The organism is Phaeobacter gallaeciensis DSM 26640, from assembly GCF_000511385.1.
GTDB lineage: Bacteria > Pseudomonadota > Alphaproteobacteria > Rhodobacterales > Rhodobacteraceae > Phaeobacter > Phaeobacter gallaeciensis.
Genome location: NC_023137.1, coordinates 38,751 through 64,637, shown reverse-complemented (window position 1 = coordinate 64,637; position 25,887 = coordinate 38,751). Strand labels below are relative to the sequence as shown.

The window sequence follows — 25,887 nt, the reverse complement described above, 5'->3', positions numbered from 1 at the left end:
GTGCCCTGCGGCGATCAGCCCGCGCGCAAGAACACTGGCTGATCCGACTGCGATAACTCGGGCATGTAGCGATAGCCGCCACTGTCAAAATCAAGCAATGCCGCAGGATCGGTAAGCCGGTTCTGAATGATGTACCGCGCCATCGCGCCCCGCGCCCGCTTGGCGTAGAAGCTCACAACCTTGGGCGTGCCGTTCTTGTCTTCCATGAACACCGGCGTCACCACCTGCAGCTTCAGCGCGTCGCGGTCGACCGCGCCGAAATATTCCTGGCTGGCACAGTTCACCAGCACATCGCTGCCCACGGCCTCGCCCTGCGCATTCAAGGCCTGCGCAATCTGCTCACCCCAGAATTCGTAAAGGTTCTTGCCCTTTTCGGTCTTCAAGCGGGATCCCATCTCGAGCCGGTAAGCCTGCATCGCGTCCAGCGGCCGCAACAGACCGTATAGGCCCGACAGAATGCGAAAGTGATCCTGCGCCCACCCCATTTCCTCCGGCTCCAGCGATGTCGCCTCCAGCCCCTGATAGGTATCACCCGCGAAGGCCAGCGCCGCCGGGCGGGTGGCTTCCGCGGCCGGGTCAGCAACGAAATCCTGAAACCGTGCATGGTTCAGCTTGGCCAGATCCTCGCTGATATGCATCAGCTTCATCAGATCCGCGACCGACAGATCGCGCGCCACCGACGCCAGCTCCACCGCCGCGTCATGCATGGCGGGCCACGTCACATCTGCGTCGCGTTCGCTCCAGTCCAGCTTTTTGGCCGGAGAAGTCACTACCAGCATACTCTGCCCCCGTTTGTTCTGGACAAGACCTAGCCCGCGCCGCGCAGGACGTCCAGAAACGCCGCCGCAAAACGTTCCGCGCGGCGCTCCCCTAACAGCCTTGTGATCACCATTTCGTCCTGTGGACGCATCTGCGCCAGTTTCGCCAGTTGCGCCGCAGAACAGCTAAGCGGCTTGTCGGTGCCGTCATTGCCCCGCGCGAGACGTGTCTGCGTCTCCATCAGCGCATCATAAAGAGACCCCGCATCGCGCCCGGCCAACTTGCGCCGCATCGGATGCAGCGCCTCGCTCTCACCAGTGATCACCGCCAGGAATTCGTTGCCATAGCGCTCCAGCTTCTTGGCGCCGACACCGCCGATCCGCGCCATCTTGTCCAGCGTATCTGGGCGCGTTTCGGCCATCTCGATCAGGGTGCGATCCGGGAAAATGACATAGGCCGGCACTTTTTGCGCCTCCGCCAGCGCGCGACGCTTGGCCTTCAGCGCCGACAGCAGCGGCGCATCCTCATCCGACACCAGCGCCTTCACCGCAGGGCTGCGCTTGGCCGAACTGATGGTATCGCGGCGCAGCGCAATCTCCTGCTCGCCGCGCAGCACCGGCAGCGCCGCTTCGGTCATCCGCAAGGCACCGTGACGTTCGGGATCCGGGCGCACCAGATCATGCCCCATCATCTGCCGGAACACCGCCTGCCACTGCCGCTTGCCATATTCCTTGCCACAGGCGAAAACCGACAGGTCATCATGCCGCTTGTCGCGCACCCGGTCGGTGATATTGCCCACCAGAATGTCGATCAGATGCCCTGATCCATAGGTCTCATTGGTCCGCAGGATCGCCGACAGTGCCTTGCGTACCGCCGTGGTGCCATCAAACACATCCACCGGCTGGTCACACAGATCACAGTTGCCACAAGGCTCAGCCGCCTCGCCGAAATAGGCCAGCAGGGTTTGCCGCCGACATTTCAGCGCCTCCGCCAGCCCCAGCAGCGCATTCAGCCGCGCGTGGTCGGCGCTGCGCCGCTCCGCAGGCGCCAGCCCTTCGTCAATCTGGCTGCGGCGCAGGCGAATATCCTCCGGCCCGAACAGGGTCAGCGTCTCAGCAGGCGCGCCATCCCGGCCACCACGGCCGATTTCCTGATAATAGGCCTCGATAGATTTGGGCAGATCCGCATGAGCAACCCAGCGAATGTCTGGCTTGTCGATCCCCATGCCAAAGGCAACGGTCGCCACCACAATCAACCCATCCTCGCGGGCAAAGCGGGTCTCCACGCCGCGTCGATCCTCCGCGTCCATACCCCCATGATAATAACAGGCCGCGTGCCCCGCCTCTCGCAGCCCCGCCGCCAGTGCTTCGGTCTTGGCGCGGGTGCCGCAATAGACAATTCCGGACTGGCCTTTTCGCGCGGCCGCAAATTCCAAAATCTGTCGGCGCGGACTGTCTTTGGTGGCAAAGGCAAGATGGATATTGGGCCGATCAAAGCCCCGCAGAAAACTGCGCGGCGCCTCGCCATCAAACAGCTTCTCAACAATCTCTTCGCGGGTTTCCTGATCTGCCGTCGCGGTGAAGGCTGCCAAAGGCACGTCCAGCACCCGGCGCAATTCCCCGATGCGCAGGTAATCCGGGCGGAAATCATGCCCCCACTGGCTGACGCAATGCGCCTCATCCACCGCGATCAGGCTGACACCGATGCGGCGCAACATGCCCATCGCCGCCCCAGAGGCCAACCGTTCCGGCGCCATATAGAGAAGCTTCAGCCGCCCCTCCTCAATGGACCGCCAGACCGCTTCGGTCTCCTCCTCCGTATTGCCAGAGGTGAGCGCCCCGGCGGTCACGCCGACCTCCTGCAGTGCCCGCACCTGATCCCGCATCAGCGCAATCAATGGCGAAATCACCACCGTAACCCCCTCGCGCAGCAGTGCGGGCAATTGGAAACACAGGGATTTTCCGCCACCCGTCGGCATGATCGCCAAGACGTTTTCGCCAGCCGTCACCGCATCAACGATCTCTTCCTGACCGGGCCGAAACCCGTCAAAGCCGAAGATCTCGCGCAACAGCGGTGTCGCATCGGTTGCTGACACGGCAGGTGACGTCGCACCACTGAGGGCGGTCATTTCCGGCGAAACTGCGGACATGGGGGCGGGTGGCCTCGTTTTTGTGATCTGCTCGTCGTACAGCCACAATCCCACAACCGGATTCAGGCGGCAAGTGCCAGACCCCCTATGCAGAACGCCGCATACAGAGAAAAAGGCCGCCAGCGGCCCATGCCGTGGCGGTCCAACTGTAGATCGAGACGCCCATGATCTTTCTGACAAGCGGCGCCACGGCCTGTCGGCCTAGTAGAACATCGCGATGTTGTTGGTCAGAATGATCCGCAGCGCGTAAACCGCGATCAACACCACCAGCGGCGCCAGATCCAGCCCCTGCATATTCGGCAGGATACGGCGAACGGGGGCATAGAGCGGCTCTAACAAGCGGTTCAGACCATACCAGACCTGCGCCACAAATTGCTGATTGAGGTTCAGAACCTGAAAATTGATCAGCCAGCTCATGATCACATGGGCGATGATGAAGAACCAGACGATGTCCAGGATCAGCATCAGAATTTGAAACAGCGACAGCATCTCTTTGATTTCCCTTTTTGGAGCTTGTCCACAGGTAAGCGCGCCCGCGCAAAATCGCAAGACTGCCGCGAGGTTGCGGTTGACGTGCTGTAAACACATGGCAACACGGGCACATCACACAGGAGAGCGCGCCCATGTTTCCCATCGTCCGCCTGATCAAGGATCTTCTGGTTGCCAGACGGATGCCGCCGCTGGATCTCACCGAAACCCATGTCTCGCGCCATATCTGCTGGCCGTGGGATCTGGACATCTGGATGGAGCTGAACAACGGGCGTGCGATGACGCTCTATGATCTGGGGCGCACCATGCTGGCCCAGCGTGTCGGCCTGATCGGCGCTTTGCGCAGCCGTCGCTGGGGCATGACCGTTGCGGGCACCACCGTGCGGTTCCGTCGTCGCATTCGCGGGTTTGAACGGTTTGAGATGCGCAGCCGCGCGGTCGCCTGGGATGAGCGCTTCATCTACCTGGAACAATCCATGTGGAAGTCCAACGGTGACTGCGCCAGCCACGTGATGCTGCGCACCGCGATCACCGATGCCAAGGGGATCGTCTCGCCGCAGGAGGTGCTGAAAACCATCGGCCGTACCGACAGCGCCGCGCCCGAGATGCCAGATTGGATCAAGGCCTGGTGCGAGGCCGACGCAGGGCGCCCCTGGCCACCGATGATGCCGACACAAACCGTGGCTTCTGATGTGTCGGCTTCTGAGGACACGCTTGCCTAACCCCACACCGGCCTGTCATACCGAAAGGTAACGACAAAAGACCACGACAGGCATCGGGCGAGGGAACACGAGGCATGACGCAGATTTCCATGCGCAAGCGCATCTGGGGCTGGTGGGCCTTTGACTGGGCCAGCCAGCCCTATCACACGCTGCTGGTGACCTTTGTCTTTGCGCCCTTCTTTGCTGCGGTGGCCGCAGATTATTACCTCACCCAAGGGCTGGCGGAGGAGGCGGCAAAGGCACAGGCGCAGACGGTCTGGTCGATGTGCCTCACCATCACCGGGCTGATGATTGGTCTTGGCGGGCCGTTCCTTGGCGCGCTTGCCGATATTTCCGGGCGCAAGCTGCCGTGGATCATGGTCTTTTCGCTGATGTATATCACCGGCGCCTGGGGGCTGTGGTTCATGGACCCCGGCGGCGCGAACCTCTGGTGGATGCTGATCAGCTTTGGCTTTGGCTTCATCGGTGCGGAATTTGCGCTGATCTTCGTCAACGCGCAGCTGCCGTCGCTTGGCAGCAAGGAGGAGGTTGGCACCATCTCCGGCACCGGTTTTGCCATTGGATATCTTGGCGGGGTGATTGCGCTGTTTCTGATGCTGACGCTGTTTGTTGAGCAGGCCGACGGCAAGACCCTGATCGGCATCGACCCAATTCTGGGGTTGGATGCAGCACTTCGCGAAGGCACCCGTGCCGCCGGTCCCCTGACGGCGATCTGGTTCGCAATCTTCATCATTCCCTATTTCCGCTGGGTGCATGATGAAGCCATCACCGGCACACGGGGCCGGTTTCGCGATGCCATCCGCTCGGTCGGGCGCGCCATCGCCAATCTGCGCCACCGCGCCAGCCTGACCGGCTATCTGATTTCTTCGATGCTCTACCGCGATGCGCTGAACGGGCTTTATGCCTTTGGCGGGATCTACGCGCGGCTGGTGCTGGGCTGGGAAATCACCCTCATTGGCATCTTCGGCATTATCGCGGTGATCTCCTCGGCGCTGTTCAGCTGGCTGGGTGGTCTCGCAGATCGCCGGTTCGGCCCAAAACCCGTTATCACCCTGTCGATCCTGATCCTGACGGCGGTGTGTTTTCTGGTCGTGAACATGTCGCGCGACCAGTTCTTTGGTGTGACCCTCGCCGAAGGATCTGGCCTGCCCGACACCCTGTTTTTCGCCTGCGGCGTGCTGATCGGCGGCTTTGGTGGCATTCTGCAAGCCGCCAGCCGCAGCCTGATGGTGCGCCACACCACCCCGGAAACTGCAACCGAGGCCTTTGGCCTCTATGGCCTTTCGGGGCGCGCAACTGCCTTTCTTGCGCCTGCATTGATCGGCATCGCCACCACCCTGACCGGCAGCGCCCGCCTTGGGATTGCGCCCGTCATTTTCCTGTTCATCATCGGGCTCATCGTGCTGCGCTGGGTCAATGCAGAAGGAGACCAGAGTTGAAGTTCAGTCGATACATCACCCTCACCGCCCTCCTGTTAACCGCCTGCGGCCCCGCAGGGGACAGCCGCTCGCCCACCGTAAACCCGGTGGTCAGCCGCTCTGCCGACACGGGCGTGCCCGCCAAACAACTGTTCGGTGCCAAACGCAACGGTTCAGCCCAGAAACCAGCGCCGCATGGCTCATATTCCAAGGGCTGCGTTGCAGGCGCGGAACAGCTGCCCCAGACCGGCCCCACCTGGCAGGCCATGCGCCTGTCGCGCAATCGCAACTGGGGCCATCCCGAAACCATCGACTTCATCAAGGATCTGAGCCGTGTGGCCGCCCGCCAGAGCGGCTGGAACGGGCTTTATGTCGGCGACATCAGCCAGCCACGCGGCGGGCCGATGCTGTCGGGCCACCGCAGCCATCAGATGGGCATGGATGCCGATATCTGGATGCTGCCCGCCAAGCGCCTTGATCTCTCCGTGGCAGAACGCGAGAAAATCTCCTCAATCTCTCTGCGCCGGGCCAAGGGCGCCTATACCAATTCCAACTGGACCCCTCAGCATCACGCCATTCTGCGCGCCGCCGCCAAGGATGATCGCGTCGCCCGGATCTTCGTCTTTCCGGGCGCCAAAGTGCAGATGTGCAACGACGAGAAAGGCAATCGGGATTGGCTGCGTAAAATCCGCCCCTGGTATGGCCACCATTACCACTTCCATGTGCGCCTGAAATGCCCCGATGGTGCGCGTGGCTGCGTCAATCAGGATCCACCGCCCCGCGGTGATGGCTGCGATGATGCCCGCCAATGGGTGAAGGACATCCTGAGCCCGCCACCCCCAAAACCCCGCGACCCCAATGCGCCCAAGCCCAAGCCTCGGCGTGACTACACCCTATCGGATCTGCCACAGCAATGCGCCGCCGTTCTGCAATCAAACTGAGCCTCGGCGTCGTAACCGCCCTTGGCCTCGCCCTGACCGCGCTGCTGGCCTATCGCCCTGTCGCCTCCGCTGCCCAGCCCGGCGGGGCGCAGTTCATCGCCGCCTATCGCTGGACCCACCCTGCTAAATGGTTCGGCGGGTTCTCGGCGCTCTCCCTGTCAGCGGACGGGCGGCAGATGACCGTGGTCAGCGACCGCGCCACCATCGTCACCGCCCGGATTGAGCGCAGCCCGGATGCGATGCAACCGATCAAGGCGGTGACCCCGACCGAGGCCCACCGGCTGCGCGCATCAGACGGCGCGATCCTACGCGGGCGCATCGTCGATGCCGAAGGTCTGGCCGTGGCGCGCGACGGCACCCTGTTCATCTCCTTTGAAGGCGTGTCACGCGTGGCCCGCCACCGCCAGGGCGACAGCCGTGCCGAGGTCCTGCCCCGCCCCAAAGCCTTCCGCCGCCTGCCCCTGAACAAGGCGCTTGAGGCATTGGCCATCGACACCAAGGGCCATCTCTACACCCTGCCGGAACGCGCCCTGACCAAATCAGGCGATATCCCGGTCTGGCGCTGGAACGGGATCCGCTGGGACCGCCCTTTCGTGCTGCCCAGCCGGGGCAACTTCCTCCCCGTGGGGGCGGATTTCGGGCCTGACGGGCGTTTCTACCTCTTGGAACGCAACTTCGGCCTGATCGGGTTTCGCAGCCGTCTGCGGCGTTGGGATCTCACCCCGGATGGCATCAGCGGCGAGGTTGCATTGCTGGAAACCGGCCTCGGGCTGCACGACAATCTGGAAGGCGTGTCGATCTGGCGTGATCAAACTGGCGCGCTGCGCGCCACCATGGTCTCCGACGACAATTTCAAATCGCTGCAACGCACCGAGCTGGTAGAATACCGCCTGCCCGACTAGGGTCAGGACCCATTAATCCTGCATCGCTGGCGCGCGAACGGCAAAAAAGCAGTGGTTTTGAGCGCGCCAGGACTGGCGGTGTCAATTCCAAGCGTTCAAAGCCGCTGCTTTGCAGCGGTTCGCACGTCCGGGGATTTGGCTGATTTTGCCTCTGAGCTGCGTCACATCTCCTTGAAATAGAACCACTATTCCTGCAGATCTGTTCCTTGTCAGAGACAAAATCAGTCAAACCAGAGGTGCAGGATTAATGGGTCCTGACCCTAGTTCCTCATACACCCCGCGCAGGCACCAGCACAGGCGAGCCCCCTGACAAAACCCTTGCCCAAACTGCGACTTTTCCGCTATTGGGCCTGATCTTTCGCATCAGCGAAACAAGTCTCCGCGACCTTGTCTAAAAAACGGACTACAAAATGACACGCTCTTATCTACCTGGCATCCTTGCCATGGCCGCCGTTGTTGTGGCCTCCAACATTCTGGTGCAATTCCTGTTCGGCCAATGGCTAACCTGGGGCGCCTTCACCTACCCCATCGCCTTTCTCGTCACCGATGTGACCAACCGCGTCTATGGCACCGGCCCCGCCCGCCGGGTGGTTCTGGCCGGTTTTGTCGTCGGCGTCATCTGCTCGCTGATCGGCACGCAGATCATGGGCGAATTCGGCCCGCTGGTGACCCTGCGCATCGCCATTGCCTCTGGTCTCGCGTTCCTCACCGCACAGCTGCTGGACGTCTCGATCTTTACCGCCCTGCGCAATGGTGCCTGGTGGCGGGCGCCGCTGGCCTCCACCCTGATCGGGGCCTCCGTCGACACCGCGCTGTTCTTCAGCATCGCCTTTTCCGGCGCGCTGGTCTGGCTGGAACCCGGCAATGACGTCAGCTGGGCCGGTGACATGTTGCCGATTCTCGGCACCGGTCCCGTCGCCCCCCTCTGGGTCTCACTCGCCGTGGCCGACTGGGGCGTGAAAGTCGCGCTGGCGCTGCTGGCTCTGGTGCCCTTCCGCCTGATCGTGGCCCGCCTGACCCGCGCCAAGGCCGCGGCCCACTGACCGCTCTGCTGGCACCTGAACTGACACCATAAATAAGAACACTGCAGTTTTTATTTGGAGATCCGCCCGTTCCGTGCCACCATCAAAGGTAACGGAAACAAAGAGAAAAGGAGGTGATCCAGTGTCAAGAAAGGTATTGGAGCAAGGCGTAGCAACAACCGGAGCGGCGGGCCTCTGAGGCAGCCCTCTCTGGCAGCAGCCATCCGGCTGGGTCGCAGACCCTAACCTGCCTTTGCTCTTACAGACTTTCGGAAAGGGCCGCCTCGCAAGGGGCGGCCCTTTTTGCGTGTCGCAGAGCCCACAGTGGCCAACGCGGCCCCGGCTTTCGCTTGGACCTCCCGGGACAGCGGGCTTATGCTCCCTCTCATGTTGCGTATCACCGACACCATCGCCCTGCAGGACTGGGAACTGACCGAAAGCTTCATGCGCGCCTCCGGTCCCGGTGGGCAGAACGTGAACAAGGTCTCCTCAGCTGTTGAATTGCGATTCGAGGCGGCGCGCTCCCCGGCGCTGACACCCGCGATAAAATCCCGCCTGAAACGACTGGCCGGGCGCCGCTGGACCAAAGAGGGCGCCATCATCCTGCAATGCGATGAAACCCGCTCGCAGCAACGCAATCGCGATCTGGTCCGTGAGCGGCTGGCAGAGCTGATCCGTCAGGCACTGGTCGCCCCCAAGCGCCGCATCGCCACCAAACCCACACGCGGCTCCGTGCGCCGCCGCCTCGATGCCAAACGCCAGCGCAGTGATGTCAAAGCGACGCGCGGTAAGATCGACCTAGACTAACACAGGCAATTGCACTGCCCGCCGCGCTCAGCCAAGCTGCCGCCAAGTCAATCGGGGAGAGAACACATGCGGCTGGCAGGAAAATGCGCCATTGTAACTGGCGGGGCCTCGGGCTTTGGCGCCGGGATCGTCACCAAATTCCTGGCAGAGGGCGCGCGGGTGATGATTGCCGATATCAATGGCAACGCCGCAACCACGGCGGCGGCGGATGCCAATGAAACCTATGGAACTGACCAGGCCATCGCCCAGACCGTCGATGTTTCTGATCGCGCCTCAGTCGATCAGATGGCGCAGGCAGCGCTCAATCACTTCGGACAGGTCGACATTCTGGTCAACAACGCCGGTGTCAGCCATCTGCCCACCGCGCTAGAAGAGGTTAGCGAAGACGACTTCGACCGAGTCTTTGCCGTGAATATGAAATCCGTCTACCTCACTGCCCGTGCGCTGGTGCCGCATATGAAATCCCGCCAGTCCGGCGCGATCCTCAATGTGGCGTCCACCGCTGGCATTTCTCCGCGTCCCAACCTCAACTGGTACAATGCCTCCAAGGGCTGGATGATCACCGCCACCCGCACCATGGCAGTGGAACTCGCCCCCGCAGGGGTGCGCGTGAATGCCATCAACCCGGTTGCCGGCGAAACACCACTACTGAAAACCTTCATGGGGGAGGACACGCCGGAGATCCGGGCCAAATTCCTCTCCACCATCCCCATTGGGCGCTTCTCCACCCCGGAGGATATGGGAAACGCCGCCTGCTACCTCTGTTCGGATGAGGCCAGCATGGTCACCGGCGTTGCATTGGAAGTAGACGGCGGCCGCTGCATCTGATCACTGCCCTCGCGGCAGGGCGGGCCCGTCCGTCATCTTTCCCCAAATACTCCCCCCGGAGGCCGCGCGCGCAAGCGCGCCCCGCTCCCCGACAGCCGACTGGAAAGGACATCCCCGATGAAACCCGGCCCCCTGAACCTGATCACCGATGTGCCCGGCCTGACGGTCGGCAATGCCGAGGACCGGCAGTTGAAATCCGGCACGACGGTGCTGACCGCCGATCAGCCCTTCACCGCCGCGGTTCAGGTCATGGGCGGTGCGCCGGGGACACGTGAAACCGATCTGCTGGCGCCGGACAAATCCGTCGCCCAGATTGATGCGCTGGTATTGTCGGGCGGGTCCGCCTTCGGACTTGATGCCTGCTCCGGCGTGGTGGCCGGGCTGCACGCCGCCGGGCGCGGCTTCGCCGTGGGGCCAGCGCGGGTGCCCATTGTGCCGGGCGCCATCCTCTTTGATCTCCTGAACGGCGGCGACAAAAACTGGCAGACCAACCCCTATGCTGCCCTTGGCCGCGCCGCCTATGAGGCCGCAGACCGCCACTTTGCGCTTGGCACTGCCGGGGTGGGCACCGGCGCCCTCGCCGCGCGGGTGAAGGGCGGGCTTGGGTCGGCCTCTTTTGTGCTGCCGGATGGCACCACGGTGGGCGCCTTAGTGGCGGCCAATCCGCTTGGCTCTGTCACCACGCCGGGGGATCATCATTTCTGGGCCGCCCCTTTTGAGATCGACGGTGAATTTGGCGGCGCGGGCGTGGATCCCGCCTCAGGCATCACGACCCCCGCCCCCAGCTTGAAACTCGCCTCGATGCAGAAGCTGGCCGCTGACGCAGCGATTCCGGCTGAGGGCAGCAATACCACCATCGCCATCGTCGCCACCGATGCGCCATTGACGAAATCACAATGCCAGCGTCTTGCCATTGCCGCCCATGACGGGATCGGGCGGGCCATTGTTCCGGCCCATTCTCCCGGCGACGGCGATCTTGTGTTTGCTGTCAGCACCGGCGATCCCGGTACGGCCACCACAGGTGGCGAACTCGGCGCTGATCTTGGCGAAATCGGCCACGTCGCCGCCCTCTGCCTTAGCCGCGCCATCGCCCGGGCCGCCGCCCTGGCCAGGCCCGAGCCGGGCGACCTGCTCCCCTGCTGGCAAACGGCGTGATCTCTCGGTCATCCCACCTTGACCTGAGGCAGATCAGATACAATTGGACGGGCTGAGCGTATAGCAGAGGAAGGACGCGGCAATACGCCCGTTTGACTCTGCGCCGCATCACGCGCGTATTGACCAAGCCAACTCAATTTTGGAGCAAGCGAAATGAAACTTCTGACTGCTGTAGCGGCCCTGGGCCTGATTGCGGCCCCCGCCTTTGCCGAAGGCGATGCCGACAAGGGCGAAAAGGGCTTCAACAAATGCAAATCCTGCCACATGGTTGTCTCCGACAGCGGTGACGTGATCGTCAAGGGCGGCAAAACCGGCCCGAACCTCTGGGGCGTCGTAGGCCGCACCGCCGGCACCTATGAGGGCTACAAATACGGCAAGGACATGGTTGCCGCCGGCGAAGCAGGCCTGGCTTGGGACGAAGCCTCCTTCGCTGCCTATACCGCCGACCCCAAAGCCTTCTTGCGCGAGACTCTCGGCGACAAGAAAGCGAAGTCCAAAATGTCCTTCCGCCTGAAGAAAGGCGCGGAAGACATTTACGCGTTCCTCGCAATGCATGGGCCAGCTGATGCCGCCGAAGCAGAGGCAGAAGCAACCACGGAAGAGACCGCAACCAACTGATCCTTGGTATGCAGACAAACTGGCAAAAGCCGCGCGCCCCCGGCCGCGGCTTTTCGCACAATTGATTTTCACATTTCTCTGAGATATTGACCGTCCCGCGCGGGCCTTTGGCCCCTGCATCCACTCACCCGCCGATCCGGGCAGCCTCGTTTGTGGGATTGATCTCCGACTGATGACCACCATATCTGCCCGATGTCGCGCGCCCGGCCTGATGGCTTGGCCGCCCGCCTCCTTGCTCAATCCTTGCGAGTTTCTGCAATGACCCACAAGATCCCCGCCTGGGTGAATGGCACCCTGACGCCAGTTGACAAATTGGCCGCCCATGAACAGGGGCTGAAGCACAAGGCCGTCTCGGTCTTTGTGGTGAAGGGCGGCGAGATCCTGATGCAACGCCGCGCGCTCGGCAAATATCATACCCCCGGTCTCTGGGCGAACACTTGCTGTACCCACCCGCAATGGGGTGAGGCCTCCTCGGCCTGCGCGGTCCGCCGCATGGAAGAGGAACTGGGCATCACCGGGCTTTATCCCGAGTTCCGTCACCATCTGGAATACCGTGCCGATGTCGGTAACGGGCTGATCGAACATGAGGTGGTGGATGTCTTTCTCGCCCATGCGCACCGCGCGCCAGAACTGGCGCCCAACCCCGAAGAAGTGATGGAGACCCGCTGGGTCGACTATCATGATCTTCTGGCCGAGGTGCAGCGCCACCCGGATCGCTTTACCCCCTGGCTCAAAATCTATCTCAACAACTACTCCGACGTGATCTTCGGCCCAGACCTCAGCCTCGGCAGCAATGAGGACGGGTAGACGCGCAGATATCAGGCTCTAACCGCGGCATTTCCCCATCTTGTTCCGTCGCTCGCATCATGGTTCTAATGCCGCCAAGCGCGCAGAAACGGGGAGAGCCAGATGACGGTGATGATTGCAGGCGCAGGGATCGCCGGGCTGACACTTGGCCTCACCCTGCACGAATTGGGCGTGCCCTTTCACATCTATGAGGCCACAGAAACGCTGAAGCCGATGGGCGTCGGCATCAATCTGCAACCCAATGCGGTGCGCGAACTCTTTGATCTGGGGCTTGAGGCCGAGCTCTCCGCCATCGGTGTGCGCACCCGCCAGCTGGGATTTTACTCCAAACTGGGCAAGACCATCTGGGAGGAGCCGCGCGGCGAGGCCGCAGGCTACAGCTGGCCACAGTTTTCCGTCCATCGCGGCGCGTTGCAGATGATGCTTTACCACGCGCTGCTAGCGCGCGCAGGCGATGGCGTCCTCACAACAGGCGCACGCGCCACTGGCTTCGACACCTCGGATCAGGGCGCCTGCCTGCACCTTGAGGGCGACCGCTCCGCCCGTGGTGATCTGCTGATCGCCGCCGATGGGATCCACTCCGCCATCCGCGCTCAGATGTACCCGGATGAGGGCGCGCCGATCTGGAATGGCCGTATCCTCTGGCGCGCCACCACCCGTGCCCCCGCCTTTCACCGCGGCCCGGCCATGGCGATGATCGGTCACGACCAGCTGCGCCTTGTCGCCTACCCCATCAGCGCGCCAGACAATACAGGCATCACCACCATCAACTGGATCGCGGAAAAACAGTTCGACCCATCCGCGCACTGGAACCGCGAAAGCTGGAACCGCGCCGCCGACATCCGTGATTTCCTGCCTGATTTTGCCAACTGGCAATTCGACTGGATCAACGTCCCGGCGCTGATCAACGGGGCTGAGATCGTCTACGAATACCCAATGGTGGATCGCGACCCGCTGCCCCGCTGGCAGGATGGACCTGTCAGCCTGATTGGAGACGCCGCCCATCCAACCTACCCCGTAGGTTCCAACGGTGCCAGCCAAGCCATCGTCGATGCCCGTATCATCGGCGCGCAGATGCTGGCCCATGGCGTCACACCTCAGGCCCTGAGCACCTATGAGGCGGCGGTCCGCCCGGTAACAACCGCCGTCGCTCTGGCCAATCGCGCAGGCGGTGGCCCCGACGGCGTGCTGCAACAGGTCGAAGACCTCTGTGGTGGGGACTTCAGCGATATAGGCGAAGTAATCCCTCAGGCGGAGCTTGCCGCCCACGCCGCAAAATACAAATCCATCGCCGGCTTCTCGATTGAAGAGCTGAACGCCCGCCCGCGCACCATACCCGCAGGCAGTCGCCTCACCTCAGGCGACTGACGCGCCTCTCAGCAACGAGAACGCCGCGCATCGCGCGGCGCCACCCCCAACTGTGCAGGCACAGTCCACGACTGTGGCGGGGCAGGCGGGAGCCCCCGCCTGCGGCAGCGCCTCAGACCCCGATCACAGCCTCAACCGCGCGCTTCCACCGCGCATAGGCAGCGCTGCGGCGATCCTCATCCATCTCAGGGGTGAACTGCTGATCCAGCGCCCAGGTCTCGGCAAAGCCCGCCTGATCCGGATAGACTCCGGCTCGCATTCCCGCCAGCCAGGCCGCACCCAGCGCGGTGGTTTCCTGCATCACCGGACGGTCCACCGCAGCGCCCAATAGGTCCGCAAGGCTCTGCATGGTCCAATTGCTGGCACTCATGCCGCCATCCACCCGCAGGGTTACCAGGCTCTCTCCGTCCCAATCCGCCCGCATGGCTTCCCACAGATCGCGGGTCTGATAGGCAACGCTCTGCAAGGCGGCCCGGGCAAATTCCGCCGGTCCCGAATTGCGGGTCAGACCAAACATGCCGCCCCGGCAATCCGGTTTCCAATACGGCGCACCAAGCCCGGTAAAGGCCGGCACAAGAATGACGTCCTGCCCCGGATCGGCATTGCGCGCCAGGGCACCGCTTTCCTGCGCCGAGCCGATAATCCCAAGCCCGTCCCGCAGCCATTGCACCGCCGCACCCGCGATAAAGATCGAACCCTCCAGCGCATAGGTCGGCGCGCCATTCAGCTGATAGGCGATGGTGGTCAGCATCCGGTTTTGCGACACAACCGGCGTATCACCGGTGTTCAGCAATGCAAAACATCCCGTTCCATAGGTCGATTTCATCATCCCCGGCTGGAAACAGGCCTGTCCGATCGTGGCGGCCTGCTGATCGCCAGCCACCCCCAGAATGGCAATCTCGCCGCCCAGAAACTCTGCCTTGGTGGTGCCGAAATCAGCGGCGCAGTCCTTCACCTCAGGCAGCATGTCACGCGGCACACCGAGGAAGCCACAGATCTCGCTGCTCCAACGGCCCTTGCGGATATCATACATCAGAGTCCGCGCGGCATTGGTGGCATCAGTCACATGCGACGCACCACCCGTAAGGCGCCAGATCAGGAAACTGTCGACGGTCCCGAACAGCAGATCCCCGGCCTCAGCCCGCGCGCGCGCATCCGGCACCGTGTCCAGAATCCATTTCAGCTTGGTACCCGAGAAATAGGGATCCAGCAGCAGGCCGGTTTTCTGCCGCACGCTGTCCTCATGCCCGGCGGCCCGCAGCTCTTCGCAGATCGGGCTGGTGCGACGGTCCTGCCAGACAATGGCATTGTGGATTGGCTTGCCGCTATGACGATCCCAGACCACCGTCGTTTCGCGCTGGTTGGTGATGCCGATCCCGGCAATCTCCTCCGCCGTGACGCCCTGCTCTGCCATTACCTTGCGGCAGACATCCAGCGTTGTGGACCACAGGTCTTCCGGGTCATGCTCCACCCAGCCCGCCTGCGGGAAATGCTGGGTGAACTCCTGCTGAGCCGAGCCCTGCGCCTGCATCTTACCATCAAACAGGATCGCTCTGGTCGAGGTCGTGCCCTGATCGATCGCCAGAATATATGTCATCTTGCCCCTCCCCTGGGTCGTTTGGGGCAGAGATTAGACGCAAAACTGCTATCGCTACCAGCCCCTACTAATCATTTAGTTGATTAACAGCGATATTGTCGATCAACCTGATGCCATCCAGCCATGCCGCAACCAGCAGACGGGCCGGACGATCCGGACGGGACAGCGGCGCCAGTGTTTCGGCGCAGCGCAGGTCCAGATACTCAATCTCGCCAAATCCGGCCCCCGCAAGCGTGGTGCGCGCGCCTGCAACAATATCCCCGAAATCCGCACCGTCGTGCAGCTGGTTCGCCAGATCCCGCAGCACCGGATAGAGCTGCCCAGCCTTGCCCAGCGCCCCAGGTGACAGCCGCAAATTGCGCGACGACATGGCCAAGCCAGAGTCCTCGCGCACGGTGGCGCAGCCCTGCACGGTGATCGGAATGTCCAGATCCCGCGCCATGCGGGTGACCACCATCAGCTGCTGATAGTCCTTTTCACCAAAAAACGCTGCATCCGCACCGCTTTGCAGGAACAGCTTGGCCACCACCGTTGCCACCCCGTCGAAATGACCGGGGCGAAACTCGCCCTCCAGCACATCGGTCAGACCGGCCACCGACACAGTGGTCGCATAGCCTTCCGGGTAGATCTGATCGGGATCCGGCACATAGATCGCATCAACACCGTAGGGGGCCAGCTTTTCCGCATCCGCCATCTCGGTACGGGGATATTTCGCCAGATCCTCGGCATTGTTGAACTGCTTGGGGTTCACAAAAATCGTGACAATGACCCGGTCGCAGGCTGCCTTGGCCGCGGTGACCAGCGACAGATGCCCCTCGTGCAGCGCGCCCATGGTGGGCACCAGGCCAATACGGGCACCCTCGCGGCGCCAGTCGGAATGCAACGCGCGCAGATCGCTCAGGCGGCGCAGAATCGGGGCAGTCATGATGGGTCAGTCCTTTTGCGGGGCCTTGGGCGCGGCCGTCTTGGCGACAGCCGGGGCCTGATCTGCAAACACATGCTCGGGCGCGGGGAAGCTGCGCGCGCGCACCTCGGCTGCATACTCGGAAATGGCCGCCTCTGCCAAGGGGCCGAGATCGGCATAGCGTTTCACGAACTTCGGCTTGAAGGCGGTAAAAAATCCCAGCATGTCATCCACGACCAAGATCTGACCATCACAGCCAGCACTGGCACCAATGCCAATGGTGGGAATCGCCACCTCCGCCGTGATCCGATCCGCCAGCCCCTGCGGCACCTTCTCCAACACGACGGAAAACGCGCCTGCCTCCGCCACCGCATGGGCGTCGGCCAGCACCGCCTCCGCCTGCGCGTCACGGCCCTGCACCTTGTAACCGCCAAGCGTGTTGATCGACTGCGGCGTCAGGCCAATATGCGCCATCACCGGAATGCCGCGTTTGACAAGGAAGCGGATGGTTTCCGCCATCTCCACGCCACCCTCCAGCTTCACCGCGCCGGCGCCCGTCTCCGCCATCAGCCGCGCGGCATTGCGAAACGCCTGCGCGGGGCCTTCCTCATAACTGGCAAAGGGCATATCGATGACCATCATCGACTGTTTCAATCCGCGCGCCACAGCCTGCCCGTGCAAGATCATCATCTCCATCGTGACCCCCAGCGTGGACGTCAGCCCATGCAGCACCATGCCGACACTGTCGCCCACCAGCACAAAATCGCAATGACCATCCATGAACTGCGCCATCGGTGTGGTATAGGCAGTCAGGCTCACCAGCGGGGTGCCGCCTTTGCGGGCGCGAATATCCTCGGCATTGGGTGCCATTTTGCGGGCCGTTGCACTCATGATGCTGTCCTCTCCGTTCGCATTGCGCACCGCTAGCAATTTACGCTGCGCGCTTCTAGGGGGCGAAATGTCCCGTCAACCTTGATTACCTGACGGAAAATGCGGAACAGTTTTCCGAAAGGTCACAAAAGACGGCCATCACAGTAGGGAGACACCACCGATGACACGACTGCCATTCCTGTTTGCCGCCAGTTCCGCACTGGCCATTCTGGCGGGAGCCGCCTCCGCGCGCGACACCGTCACCGTCGCCCTGCAACTGGAACCGCCGCATCTTGATCCCACCAGCGCCGCCGCCGGTGCCATCGATCAGGTGCTTTATTCCAACGTCTTTGAGGGGCTGACCCGCTTCATGAGCGATGGCGCGGTTGTGCCCGGCCTCGCCGAAAGCTGGGAGATATCTGAGGATGGCCTGACCTATACCTTCACCCTGCACGACGGCGTGACCTTCCATGATGGCACCACAATGGATGCAGAGGATGTGAAATTCAGCCTCGACCGCGCCCGCGCCGAGGAGAGCACAAATGCCCAGAAAGCGCTGTTTGCCGATATCGCCAGCGTCGATGTCATTGATCCGCTGACGGTGCAGCTCACCCTGTCACAGCCCAACGGCAACCTTCTGTTCAACCTCGCATGGGGCGACGCCGTCATCGTCGCGCCAGAGAGCATCGACACGATCAAGACCGCCCCCGTCGGCACTGGTGCCTTCACCTTCACCAACTGGGTGCAGGGTGACCGCATCGACCTTGCCCGCAACCCGGACTACTGGGGCGAGGCCCCGGCGCTGAGTGCGGCGACCTTCAAATTCATCTCCGATCCGACCGCCGCCTTTGCCGCAATGATGGCCGAGGATGTGGATGCCTTCTCCGCCTTCCCTGCACCAGAGAACCTGCCGCAGTTTGAGGCCGATCCGCGGTTTCGGGTGCTCATCGGCTCGACCGAGGGGGAGACGATTCTGTCGATCAACAACAAACAAGCGCCCTTCGACAACGCCAAGGTTCGCGCCGCCGTGGCCCATGCGATTGACCGTCAGGCGATCATTGATGGCGCGATGTTTGGCTACGGCACCCCGATCGGCAGTCATTTCGCCCCCCACAACCCGGCCTATGTGGATCTAACTGGCACCAGCGCCCATGACCCGGAGAAGGCCCGCGCGCTGCTGGCTGAGGCGGGCTTTGCCGATGGGTTCACCACCACGCTGCACCTGCCGCCGCCGTCCTACGCCCGCCGGGGGGGAGAGATCATCGCCGCGCAACTGGCCGAGGTCGGCATCACCGCCGAGATCATCAATGTGGAATGGGCGCAGTGGCTGGAGACGGTGTTCCGGGGCAAGAATTTTGGCCTGTCTATCGTCAGCCACACCGAACCGATGGATATCGGCATTTACGCCCGGCCCGACTACTACTTCCAGTATGACAACGCCGCCTTTCAGGATCTGATGGCAGAGCTGACCGGCACCACCGATCCCAACGCCCGCACCAAGATGCTGCAACAGGCGCAGGAGATCATCGCGCAGGACCATGTAAACGTCTTCCTGTTCCAGCTCGCCGCACTCAGCGTGGCCAAGGCGGATTTGCAAGGGCTCTGGGCCAATGCCCCGACACAGGCCACTGACCTGACCGGAGTCAGCTGGGCAAAATAGGCCGAAACCCCCTGTATTAGAGCCGAAACAACAGCGGCCCGGACCGGGCGCTGTTGTCTATTGGCAACCTCTCAGCCAAGCCCACGACGCCGACGCAGCAGCGCCACCGACTCCCGGATCTGATCCCGCACAGGGCCGGGGCGGGGCGTATCCCGCAAGGTTGTGAACCAATGCTCCGGTGGGTTGCGTCCCAGACGGTGCCCCTTGAACTCAAGCCCGCGCAGGACCTCTTCAGCCGTTGGTGGCAGACGATCGGGGATCTCATGCCCGTTCAGGGTCGCCCACACCCCGGTCCAAAGCCGCCCGACCGACCAGGGGTTATACCCGCCCCCGCCCAGCACCAGATAGCGCGGCGCAAGTGGTCGCAGCGCCGCAACCACCGACCAATGTGCCGTGTTGGACAGGTCCAGATGCGCCAACGGATCCTCGGTAACCGCATCCGCCCCGCATTGCAGGACCACCGCATCCGGCGCAAAATCTGCCACCGCAGGCAGGATCAGCTCCTCAAGGATATAGGCCATCTCGCTATCGTTGAACCCGCGTGGCACCGGCAGGTTCAGCGCGCTACCGCCCGCATCATCAGCCAGCTGGCCGGTCTTGGGCCAGAGGTTCTCCTCATGGGTTGAAATCATCAGCACATCGGGATCGCCAACAAAACCATGCTCGACCCCATCCGCATGATGAGCATCGATGTCCACATAGGCAATCCGCTGCGCGCCGTGATGGCGCAGCGACAGCATCGCCAGCACCGGATCATTGAGATAGCAAAACCCATTGGCCCGATCCGGCATCCCGTGATGAGTGCCCCCCGCCGGGTTGTAGATCACGCCCCCTGCCGCCAACCGCTCCCCCGCGAGGATCGACCCGCCCGCCGCCGTGGCCGGCCTGCGGAAAATCTCCGGGAACACCGGATTGGAAATCGTTCCGATATGATGTCGCGCCTTCACCTCATCACTCACCGCCTGCGCCCGCTCCGCCGCCTGAAGCGCGGCGATATACTCCGCGCTATGCCAGCGTTCCAACGCCGCCGGTTTCGCGCGGGGCGAGGTCTGATACTGCGCCGACGGCAACCAGCCCAGCGCCCGTGTCAGATCCATCACAGTGGACACGCGCGGCACCCGAAGCGGGTGCATCCGCCTATAGCTGGACCCACGATAGATCTCAGAGCCAATAAAAATCGGCGCCTCCAGCGGGCTGGAGGGCGGGACCGCATCAGCGGTGGCAGACAGAGCGGGAGCAGCAGGGACTTGTGTCATGCGCCCAGAGATAGCGCGGAACAGTGCTGCGCCAAACCCCGCAGATCCAACAGCAGCAGCCGCCGCGCGATAGCCGCACATCTTCGCCTTTTACGATCATGCTAGGACGCTGTGAAATAAATGTTTTTGCCGTTTTCTCCAGCTCAGGGCTTGGCCGCTCTGGACCCGCGCCCAGCGCCCCCCTAACCTGCCGCCAATGGGACGCTATATCGCCAAACGCCTGCTGTCGCTGATCGTCAGCCTTGTGATTGCCTCTTGGGTGATCTTCTTCGTGATTGAAATCGCGCCGGGGGATCCTGCATCCTTCATGCTGGGGATCAACGCGCAACCCGATACCATCGCCGCGCTGCGCAGTGAGTTGGGATTGGATGAGGGGAAATTCGCCCGCTACATCAGCTGGTTCACCGGTATGTTGCAGGGCGATTTCGGCACCTCCTACACCTATCGCACGCCGGTTGCGCAGATGATCGCGGATCGGCTCTGGGTGTCGCTGCCGCTGGCGCTTTATGCGCTGACGCTGTCGACGCTGATTGCCCTGCCCGCTGGCATCTATGCCGCCGCCCGTCGGGGCAGGTCCGGTGATATCGCGGTGATGGGCGCAACCCAGCTGGGGGTTGCAGTGCCCAATTTCTGGTTTGCGATGATGCTGGTGCTGGTCTTTGCCATCAATCTGCGCTGGTTCAGCGCCGGGGGATTTGTCGGTTGGGAGGCAGGGCCGCTGGCCGCGCTGCACTCCCTCACCCTGCCTGCCATTGCGCTCGCCCTGCCGCAGGCGGCCATTCTGGCCCGCGTCATGCGCTCGGCTCTCCTCGATATTCTGGGCGAGGATTTCATCCGCACCGCCCGCGCCAAGGGGCTGAGCCAGCGCCAAGCGCTCTGGCGGCACGGGCTGCGCAATGCGCTGATCCCGGTACTGACCATCATCGGGTTGCAGTTTTCCTTCCTCCTCGCAGGCGCGATTATCATTGAGCAGGTATTTTACCTGCCCGGTCTGGGGCGGCTGGTGTTTCAGGCCATTTCCGCCCGTGATCTGATCGTGGTGGAAAGCGTCGTGATGCTCTTGGTGTTTGCGGTGATCGTGGTGAATTTCCTTGTCGATCTGACTTATGCGCTGGTCGATCCCAGACTGCGGGGGCGCGGATGACAAACCACATTTCTCCCTTATGCCCGGCACAGCCGGGCAGCGCCCGACCCTCCCCCCGGGAGGGCGCTTTGCACCCACCCAGGGTCGGACGCAAGCCACTCCGCGACACGCGAGGCCGCCAATGACCCGGAGCCTCATCCTTGGCGGTATCCTCTCCGCACTCGTAGTGCTGGCAGCACTGCTGTCGTTCATCTGGACACCTTACGACCACACCACGATGAACATCCCCGCCAAACTGCAAGCGCCAAACGCCCTACACTGGCTGGGGACCGATCACTTTGGTCGCGATATCCTGTCGATGATCATGGTCGGCGCGCGCACCTCGATTGCGGTGGCGCTGGTGGCGGTGGGGATCGGCATGGGGCTTGGCGTGCCCGTTGGTCTGGCCGCAGCTGCCAAGCGTGGCTCCTGGCTGGACGAAGGCATCATGCGAGCCAATGATCTGGTCTTTGCCTTCCCCTCGCTGGTGATCGCCATCCTGATCACCGCCATCCTTGGCGCCGGTGCGATCAATGCAATCATCGCCATCGGCATTTTCAATATCCCCGTCTTTGCCCGCGTCACCCGCGGCGCGGCGCTGTCGCTCTGGCAGCGGGAGTTCATTCTGGCGGCCCGTGTCGCTGGCAAGGGATCCGCCAGAATTTCAGCCGAACATATCCTGCCCAATGTCGCCAACCTGCTGATCGTACAAGGCACCATCCAGTTCTCGCTCGGCATTCTGGCCGAAGCCGGCCTCAGCTATGTCGGCCTTGGCGCGCAACCCCCGGTGCCCAGCTGGGGACGGATGCTGGCGGATGCGCAGACCATGGTCAGCCTCGCGCCGCATATGGCGCTGGTGCCGGGCTGTGCGATCATCCTCACCGTTCTGGGATTGAACCTGATGGGGGACGGGCTGCGTGACTGGCTTGATCCCAAATTGCAGGACGGCCGCGCATGACCCTTCTTGATATCACCAACCTGTCACTCTCCATCGGAGCCTTTCCGATCCTGCGGGAGGTTTCCCTGTCGGTGGAGCCTGGTGAGATCCTCGCCATCACCGGCGAAAGCGGGTCCGGGAAATCCCTGACCGCGCTGACCATTCTGCGCCTCCTGCCCAATTGCACGCGTCTGTCGGGGCATCTCAGCCTTGAGGGGCAGGATCTCCTGTCGCTGAGCGAGGAGCAGATGTGCGATCTGCGCGGGCGCAAGGTCGGCATGGTGTTTCAGGAACCGATGAGCGCGCTCAACCCGGTGCAGAGCATCGGTGATCAGGTGATGGAAACCCTCCTGCTGCACAGCAGCGCCACCAAAGCAGATGCCGAAGCAGAGGCGCGCAGCCTGCTGGACCGGGTTGGCCTACCAGCGGAGCGCTTCCCGCTCAGCCGGTATCCGCATGAGCTGTCTGGTGGGCAGCGTCAACGGGTGGTCATTGCCATGGCCATTGCCATGCGCCCCGCCCTGCTCATCGCGGATGAGCCGACAACCGCGCTGGATGTGACCACACAGGCGCAGATCCTCGACCTGCTGCGCGATCTGGTGCGGGACTACGGCATGGGGATGATCATCATCACCCATGATCTGGCGATTGTGGCTGATTTGGCGGATCATATCGTGGTCATGCGCAAGGGCGAAGTGGTGGAGACCGGCACCACCGCGCAGCTCCTTGCCACGCGCCGCCATCCCTATACCCAGAAGCTCTTTGCCGCATCGAACCATCAGGCCGACCTGCCCGCCGCCACGGCAACGGATCCGCACAGAACGCCGCTGCTGGAGGTCCGCGAGGCGGTGCGGGACTATCCTCTGCCCCGCAAACGCCTGTTCGCACCAGCAGAGCACATGTGCGCGGTGGATCACGTCAGTTTCGCCCTGCACCAAGGTGAGCGGCTGGGGCTGGTCGGGGAATCCGGCTGCGGGAAATCCACCCTGACCCGCGCTATTCTGGGGCTGGAGCCGCTGCAAGGCGGGGAGATCCTGCTGGATGGCACCCTGCTTTCGGGCAAGGGGCTGACGGCAGAACAGCGGCGCAAGATGCAGGTGGTGTTTCAGGACCCCTTCGGCAGCTTCAACCCCCGCCACAACGTGGCAAGGCTGATCACCGAACCTTTCCATGGGGTGCCTGACGCCCCCACCGGACAGGACCGGGACGACCGCGTGGCTGAGGCGCTCAGCGCGGTTGGCCTCACCCCCGATGATGCGGGGCGCTATATTCACCAGTTCTCCGGCGGTCAGCGCCAGCGCATTGCCATTGCCCGCGCGCTTATCACCCGGCCTGATCTGATCCTGTTTGACGAGGCGGTGTCAGCGCTGGATGTCTCCGTGCGCACGCAGATCCTTGATCTGCTGGCCGACCTGTGCCGCACCTATGGGCTCAGCTATCTGTTCATCAGCCACGATCTGCATGTGGTGCGCAGCATGACCGACCGGTGTCTAGTCATGCAAAAGGGCCGGATCGTGGAACAGGGCGATACCGAAGACCTCTTTTGCAATCCTCAACATTCCTACACGCAATCCCTGATCGCCGCCGCCCCGGTACTGCCTGATCTGGAAACGGGGGCGGCATGAGCTTTCGACTGACCTTGATCCTGCCCCGCGAACGCGCGCGGCTTGCGGCGGCGCTGACCCGCTATTACTCCGAAATCTCGCCCGAGCTTCGGATCGACCCGAGTGAGCGCGCAGGCCAGATGCTGCACCGCAAGGATGTCACCGCGTTCTGGATCCGTCAGGAGGAGGATCGCATCGGATTTGCCATTGTGCTGAACCTGCCCGATGATCGCCGTGAACTGTCCGAATTTGCCATTGATCCGACCTACCGCAGGCAGGGCTACGGCCATGCAGCGGCCAGCCTGATCTTTGCCGAATTTCCCGGCTACTGGCGCATGGGCATTTCCGCAGGCTCCCCCAATGCAGTGGCCTTCTGGGGCACCTGTCTGAGTGCGCTCAAAGGGGTTGAGCAACTGCGCGATGGCGCCCCGTTCACCGACCATCAGATCAAGAGTTACAGCTTCTACATTGCAGGAGACCAGAATGACTGACGCAGCACCACTTTGGTTCGATCCCGCACTCTGCCTGATTGGTGGCAGCTGGCACGCGCCTGCCGGGGGCGACACGCTACCGCTGACAAACCCGTCGGATGGCAGCCCCCTCTGCCAGATCGCGCGTGGGGACAGGCGCGACATTGATGCTGCTGTCACCGCAGCGCGCGCCGCTCTGGAGGGTGATTGGGGAGAGATGACCGCAACCGAACGCGGACGACTACTGACCCGGATGGGTGCGATGGTGCTGGAGCGAGTCGAGACCCTTGCCCAGCTGGAGGCGATGGACGTTGGCAAACCCCTGACACAGGCGCGCGCCGATGCGGTGGCGCTGGCGCGGTATCTGGAATTCTACGGTGGTGCGGCGGATAAACTGCATGGCGAAACCATTCCCTATCAGTCCGGCTACACCGTCTACACCCTGCGCGAACCGCATGGGGTGACGGGGCATATCGTGCCCTGGAACTATCCGATGCAGATCATTGGCCGCTCGGTCGGGGCTGCGCTGGCGATGGGAAATGCCTGCGTTCTGAAACCCGCTGAGGAAGCCTGCCTGACCGCGCTTGCCTTTGCCCAGATCGCGGTTGAAGCCGGGTTGCCCGCAGGTGCGCTGAACGTGGTGCCCGGCATAGGTGCCGAGGTCGGCGCGGCGCTGGCAGGGCATCCGGGTGTTGATCATATCTCCTTCACCGGGTCGGTCAGCACCGGCGCGCTGGTGCAGCAGGCGGCAGGGGCCAATGTGGTGCCTGTTACTCTGGAACTGGGCGGGAAGTCCCCGCAGCTGGTGTTTGACGATGCCGATCTGGATGCTGCCCTGCCCTTCCTTGTGAATGCCGGAATTCAGAATGCCGGTCAGACCTGTTCTGCCGCCTCGCGCATTCTGGTGCAGCGCGGTGTCTATGATCAGCTGCGCGCCGCGATGGCCGAGGCCTACAGCCAGCTGACCGTAGGGCCAGCCCTGTCTGATCTGCGTCTGGGACCGCTGATTTCCGCCCGCCAGAAAGAGATCGTTGAAGGCTATCTGGCCAAAGGTGCGGACCTGACGATTGCGGCCCAGGGTGTGCTGAGCGAGGAGGCCAGCGACAGTGGCGCCTATGTGTGCCCAACACTGTTTGCCGACGTCGCGTCAGATCATCCGCTGGCGCAGGAGGAGATCTTTGGCCCGGTGCAGGTGCTGATCCCGTTTGAGGATGAGGCCGAGGCGATCAGGATCGCCAACAGCACAGACTACGGATTGGTTGCAGGCCTCTGGACCCGCGACGGTGCGCGGCAGATGCGGCTGGCCAAACGCCTGCGCGCGGGTCAGGTGTTCCTGAACAACTACGGTGCAGGCGGCGGGGTTGAGCTGCCCTTTGGCGGGGTTGGAAAATCCGGCCATGGCCGCGAGAAGGGCTTTGAGGCGCTATATGGGTTTTCGCAGCTGAAAACGGTCGCGGCGTATCACGGCTAGACTGACGCCC

At 62.9% G+C, this 25,887-nt stretch carries 24 protein-coding genes; 17 read left to right on the top strand and 7 right to left on the bottom strand.

From position 1 onward, the window contains the following. Nucleotides 1-14: 14 nt before the first annotated feature. The 3 genes from yaaA to GAL_RS00280 form a co-directional block, all read right to left on the bottom strand. Complete coding sequence (gene yaaA, locus GAL_RS00290; protein ID WP_024095613.1) at nucleotides 15-779, bottom strand: peroxide stress protein YaaA; 765 nt, start codon at nucleotides 777-779, stop codon at nucleotides 15-17. Nucleotides 780-808: 29 nt separating this feature from the next. Next, nucleotides 809-2,908 carry a DNA helicase RecQ gene (gene recQ, locus GAL_RS00285; RefSeq protein WP_024095612.1) on the bottom strand — a complete coding sequence of 700 codons (2,100 nt, stop codon included), beginning with the start codon at nucleotides 2,906-2,908 and terminating at the stop codon, nucleotides 809-811. A 201-nt stretch (nucleotides 2,909-3,109) separates the two neighbouring features. Beyond that, nucleotides 3,110-3,397 (bottom strand): YggT family protein, encoded by a 288-nt coding sequence (locus GAL_RS00280; protein ID WP_014873231.1) that lies wholly within the window; start codon nucleotides 3,395-3,397, stop codon nucleotides 3,110-3,112. Nucleotides 3,398-3,531: 134 nt separating this feature from the next. On the opposite strand from GAL_RS00280, the gene GAL_RS00275 reads away from it, so the two are divergent. The 11 genes from GAL_RS00275 to GAL_RS00225 all read left to right on the top strand — a co-directional run bounded on the left by GAL_RS00275 (nucleotide 3,532) and on the right by GAL_RS00225 (nucleotide 13,985). Then, a complete protein-coding gene (locus GAL_RS00275; RefSeq protein ID WP_024095611.1) occupies nucleotides 3,532-4,119 on the top strand; it encodes an acyl-CoA thioesterase in 588 nt (195 codons plus the stop codon). Nucleotides 4,120-4,193: 74 nt separating this feature from the next. Then, nucleotides 4,194-5,558, top strand: a complete 1,365-nt coding sequence (locus GAL_RS00270; protein WP_024095610.1) for an MFS transporter — start codon at nucleotides 4,194-4,196, stop codon at nucleotides 5,556-5,558. Then, nucleotides 5,555-6,478, top strand: a complete 924-nt coding sequence (gene mepA / locus GAL_RS00265) for a penicillin-insensitive murein endopeptidase (RefSeq protein WP_024095609.1) — start codon at nucleotides 5,555-5,557, stop codon at nucleotides 6,476-6,478. Before GAL_RS00270 ends, mepA begins: the two co-directional genes overlap by 4 nt. After that, complete coding sequence (locus GAL_RS00260) at nucleotides 6,451-7,380, top strand: esterase-like activity of phytase family protein (protein WP_024095608.1); 930 nt, start codon at nucleotides 6,451-6,453, stop codon at nucleotides 7,378-7,380. The genes mepA and GAL_RS00260 overlap by 28 nt, the downstream gene beginning before the upstream one ends. A 410-nt stretch (nucleotides 7,381-7,790) precedes the next feature. Beyond that, on the top strand, nucleotides 7,791-8,423 hold the full coding sequence (locus GAL_RS00255) for a queuosine precursor transporter (protein WP_024095607.1): 633 nt from the start codon (nucleotides 7,791-7,793) through the stop codon (nucleotides 8,421-8,423). 366 nt (nucleotides 8,424-8,789) lie between these two features. After that, entirely contained in the window at nucleotides 8,790-9,209 is a 420-nt protein-coding gene (arfB, locus tag GAL_RS00250) for an alternative ribosome rescue aminoacyl-tRNA hydrolase ArfB (protein WP_040104269.1), read from the top strand. 66 nt (nucleotides 9,210-9,275) lie between these two features. Beyond that, the gene (locus GAL_RS00245; protein WP_024095605.1) at nucleotides 9,276-10,037 is read left to right on the top strand and encodes an SDR family oxidoreductase; all 762 of its coding nucleotides are present in this window, start codon (nucleotides 9,276-9,278) and stop codon (nucleotides 10,035-10,037) included. Between the two features lie 117 nt (nucleotides 10,038-10,154). Further along, the gene (locus tag GAL_RS00240; RefSeq protein ID WP_024095604.1) at nucleotides 10,155-11,192 is read left to right on the top strand and encodes a P1 family peptidase; all 1,038 of its coding nucleotides are present in this window, start codon (nucleotides 10,155-10,157) and stop codon (nucleotides 11,190-11,192) included. 153 nt (nucleotides 11,193-11,345) lie between these two features. After that, nucleotides 11,346-11,810 carry a c-type cytochrome gene (locus tag GAL_RS00235; RefSeq protein WP_024095603.1) on the top strand — a complete coding sequence of 155 codons (465 nt, stop codon included), beginning with the start codon at nucleotides 11,346-11,348 and terminating at the stop codon, nucleotides 11,808-11,810. Between the two features lie 258 nt (nucleotides 11,811-12,068). Beyond that, the gene (gene idi, locus GAL_RS00230; protein ID WP_024095602.1) at nucleotides 12,069-12,617 is read left to right on the top strand and encodes an isopentenyl-diphosphate Delta-isomerase; all 549 of its coding nucleotides are present in this window, start codon (nucleotides 12,069-12,071) and stop codon (nucleotides 12,615-12,617) included. A 102-nt stretch (nucleotides 12,618-12,719) separates the two neighbouring features. Next, a complete protein-coding gene (locus GAL_RS00225; RefSeq protein WP_024095601.1) occupies nucleotides 12,720-13,985 on the top strand; it encodes a flavin-dependent oxidoreductase in 1,266 nt (421 codons plus the stop codon). A gap of 112 nt (nucleotides 13,986-14,097) precedes the next feature. Here the strand turns inward: GAL_RS00225 and glpK are convergent, their stop codons facing one another. From glpK to panB, 3 genes are all read right to left on the bottom strand, one after another. Then, nucleotides 14,098-15,582: a glycerol kinase GlpK gene (gene glpK / locus GAL_RS00220; RefSeq protein ID WP_024095600.1), complete on the bottom strand. Its 1,485-nt coding sequence runs from the start codon at nucleotides 15,580-15,582 to the stop codon at nucleotides 14,098-14,100. A 67-nt stretch (nucleotides 15,583-15,649) separates the two neighbouring features. Next, nucleotides 15,650-16,507 carry a pantoate--beta-alanine ligase gene (panC, locus tag GAL_RS00215; protein ID WP_024095599.1) on the bottom strand — a complete coding sequence of 286 codons (858 nt, stop codon included), beginning with the start codon at nucleotides 16,505-16,507 and terminating at the stop codon, nucleotides 15,650-15,652. A gap of 6 nt (nucleotides 16,508-16,513) precedes the next feature. Beyond that, nucleotides 16,514-17,377, bottom strand: a complete 864-nt coding sequence (gene panB / locus GAL_RS00210; RefSeq protein ID WP_024095598.1) for a 3-methyl-2-oxobutanoate hydroxymethyltransferase — start codon at nucleotides 17,375-17,377, stop codon at nucleotides 16,514-16,516. Nucleotides 17,378-17,537: 160 nt separating this feature from the next. On the opposite strand from panB, the gene GAL_RS00205 reads away from it, so the two are divergent. Continuing rightward, entirely contained in the window at nucleotides 17,538-19,016 is a 1,479-nt protein-coding gene (locus GAL_RS00205) for an ABC transporter substrate-binding protein (RefSeq protein ID WP_024095597.1), read from the top strand. 71 nt (nucleotides 19,017-19,087) lie between these two features. Here GAL_RS00205 and GAL_RS00200 read toward each other — a convergent pair whose 3' ends face one another. Further along, entirely contained in the window at nucleotides 19,088-20,272 is a 1,185-nt protein-coding gene (locus GAL_RS00200) for an acetoin utilization protein AcuC (protein ID WP_040104294.1), read from the bottom strand. Nucleotides 20,273-20,468: 196 nt separating this feature from the next. Here GAL_RS00200 and GAL_RS00195 point away from each other — a divergent pair, with 196 nt between their 5' ends. From GAL_RS00195 to GAL_RS00175, 5 genes are all read left to right on the top strand, one after another. After that, nucleotides 20,469-21,416 carry an ABC transporter permease gene (locus GAL_RS00195; RefSeq protein WP_024095595.1) on the top strand — a complete coding sequence of 316 codons (948 nt, stop codon included), beginning with the start codon at nucleotides 20,469-20,471 and terminating at the stop codon, nucleotides 21,414-21,416. Nucleotides 21,417-21,537: 121 nt separating this feature from the next. Then, nucleotides 21,538-22,353, top strand: a complete 816-nt coding sequence (locus tag GAL_RS00190) for an ABC transporter permease (RefSeq protein ID WP_024095594.1) — start codon at nucleotides 21,538-21,540, stop codon at nucleotides 22,351-22,353. Further along, nucleotides 22,350-23,957 carry an ABC transporter ATP-binding protein gene (locus GAL_RS00185; RefSeq protein WP_024095593.1) on the top strand — a complete coding sequence of 536 codons (1,608 nt, stop codon included), beginning with the start codon at nucleotides 22,350-22,352 and terminating at the stop codon, nucleotides 23,955-23,957. Before GAL_RS00190 ends, GAL_RS00185 begins: the two co-directional genes overlap by 4 nt. Next, on the top strand, nucleotides 23,954-24,427 hold the full coding sequence (locus GAL_RS00180) for a GNAT family N-acetyltransferase (RefSeq protein ID WP_024095592.1): 474 nt from the start codon (nucleotides 23,954-23,956) through the stop codon (nucleotides 24,425-24,427). Before GAL_RS00185 ends, GAL_RS00180 begins: the two co-directional genes overlap by 4 nt. Then, entirely contained in the window at nucleotides 24,420-25,877 is a 1,458-nt protein-coding gene (locus tag GAL_RS00175; protein ID WP_024095591.1) for an aldehyde dehydrogenase family protein, read from the top strand. The genes GAL_RS00180 and GAL_RS00175 overlap by 8 nt, the downstream gene beginning before the upstream one ends. Nucleotides 25,878-25,887 lie beyond the last annotated feature (10 nt).

What these genes read in the sequence shown, in the direction of transcription:
- GAL_RS00255 (WP_024095607.1), top strand. Translation starts at nt 7,791, where the DNA reads ATGACACGCTCTTATCTACCTGGCATCCTTGCCATGGCCGCCGTTGTT.
- GAL_RS00180 (WP_024095592.1), top strand. Translation starts at nt 23,954, where the DNA reads ATGAGCTTTCGACTGACCTTGATCCTGCCCCGCGAACGCGCGCGGCTT.
- glpK (WP_024095600.1), bottom strand. Translation starts at nt 15,582, where the DNA reads ATGACATATATTCTGGCGATCGATCAGGGCACGACCTCGACCAGAGCG.
- GAL_RS00240 (WP_024095604.1), top strand. Translation starts at nt 10,155, where the DNA reads ATGAAACCCGGCCCCCTGAACCTGATCACCGATGTGCCCGGCCTGACG.
- idi (WP_024095602.1), top strand. Translation starts at nt 12,069, where the DNA reads ATGACCCACAAGATCCCCGCCTGGGTGAATGGCACCCTGACGCCAGTT.
- yaaA (WP_024095613.1), bottom strand. Translation starts at nt 779, where the DNA reads ATGCTGGTAGTGACTTCTCCGGCCAAAAAGCTGGACTGGAGCGAACGC.
- GAL_RS00200 (WP_040104294.1), bottom strand. Translation starts at nt 20,272, where the DNA reads ATGACACAAGTCCCTGCTGCTCCCGCTCTGTCTGCCACCGCTGATGCG.
- GAL_RS00195 (WP_024095595.1), top strand. Translation starts at nt 20,469, where the DNA reads ATGGGACGCTATATCGCCAAACGCCTGCTGTCGCTGATCGTCAGCCTT.
- GAL_RS00260 (WP_024095608.1), top strand. Translation starts at nt 6,451, where the DNA reads ATGCGCCGCCGTTCTGCAATCAAACTGAGCCTCGGCGTCGTAACCGCC.
- GAL_RS00205 (WP_024095597.1), top strand. Translation starts at nt 17,538, where the DNA reads ATGACACGACTGCCATTCCTGTTTGCCGCCAGTTCCGCACTGGCCATT.
- GAL_RS00175 (WP_024095591.1), top strand. Translation starts at nt 24,420, where the DNA reads ATGACTGACGCAGCACCACTTTGGTTCGATCCCGCACTCTGCCTGATT.
- GAL_RS00270 (WP_024095610.1), top strand. Translation starts at nt 4,194, where the DNA reads ATGACGCAGATTTCCATGCGCAAGCGCATCTGGGGCTGGTGGGCCTTT.
- GAL_RS00245 (WP_024095605.1), top strand. Translation starts at nt 9,276, where the DNA reads ATGCGGCTGGCAGGAAAATGCGCCATTGTAACTGGCGGGGCCTCGGGC.
- GAL_RS00280 (WP_014873231.1), bottom strand. Translation starts at nt 3,397, where the DNA reads ATGCTGTCGCTGTTTCAAATTCTGATGCTGATCCTGGACATCGTCTGG.
- arfB (WP_040104269.1), top strand. Translation starts at nt 8,790, where the DNA reads ATGTTGCGTATCACCGACACCATCGCCCTGCAGGACTGGGAACTGACC.
- panB (WP_024095598.1), bottom strand. Translation starts at nt 17,377, where the DNA reads ATGAGTGCAACGGCCCGCAAAATGGCACCCAATGCCGAGGATATTCGC.
- GAL_RS00190 (WP_024095594.1), top strand. Translation starts at nt 21,538, where the DNA reads ATGACCCGGAGCCTCATCCTTGGCGGTATCCTCTCCGCACTCGTAGTG.
- GAL_RS00225 (WP_024095601.1), top strand. Translation starts at nt 12,720, where the DNA reads ATGACGGTGATGATTGCAGGCGCAGGGATCGCCGGGCTGACACTTGGC.
- recQ (WP_024095612.1), bottom strand. Translation starts at nt 2,908, where the DNA reads ATGTCCGCAGTTTCGCCGGAAATGACCGCCCTCAGTGGTGCGACGTCA.
- GAL_RS00185 (WP_024095593.1), top strand. Translation starts at nt 22,350, where the DNA reads ATGACCCTTCTTGATATCACCAACCTGTCACTCTCCATCGGAGCCTTT.
- GAL_RS00235 (WP_024095603.1), top strand. Translation starts at nt 11,346, where the DNA reads ATGAAACTTCTGACTGCTGTAGCGGCCCTGGGCCTGATTGCGGCCCCC.
- panC (WP_024095599.1), bottom strand. Translation starts at nt 16,507, where the DNA reads ATGACTGCCCCGATTCTGCGCCGCCTGAGCGATCTGCGCGCGTTGCAT.
- GAL_RS00275 (WP_024095611.1), top strand. Translation starts at nt 3,532, where the DNA reads ATGTTTCCCATCGTCCGCCTGATCAAGGATCTTCTGGTTGCCAGACGG.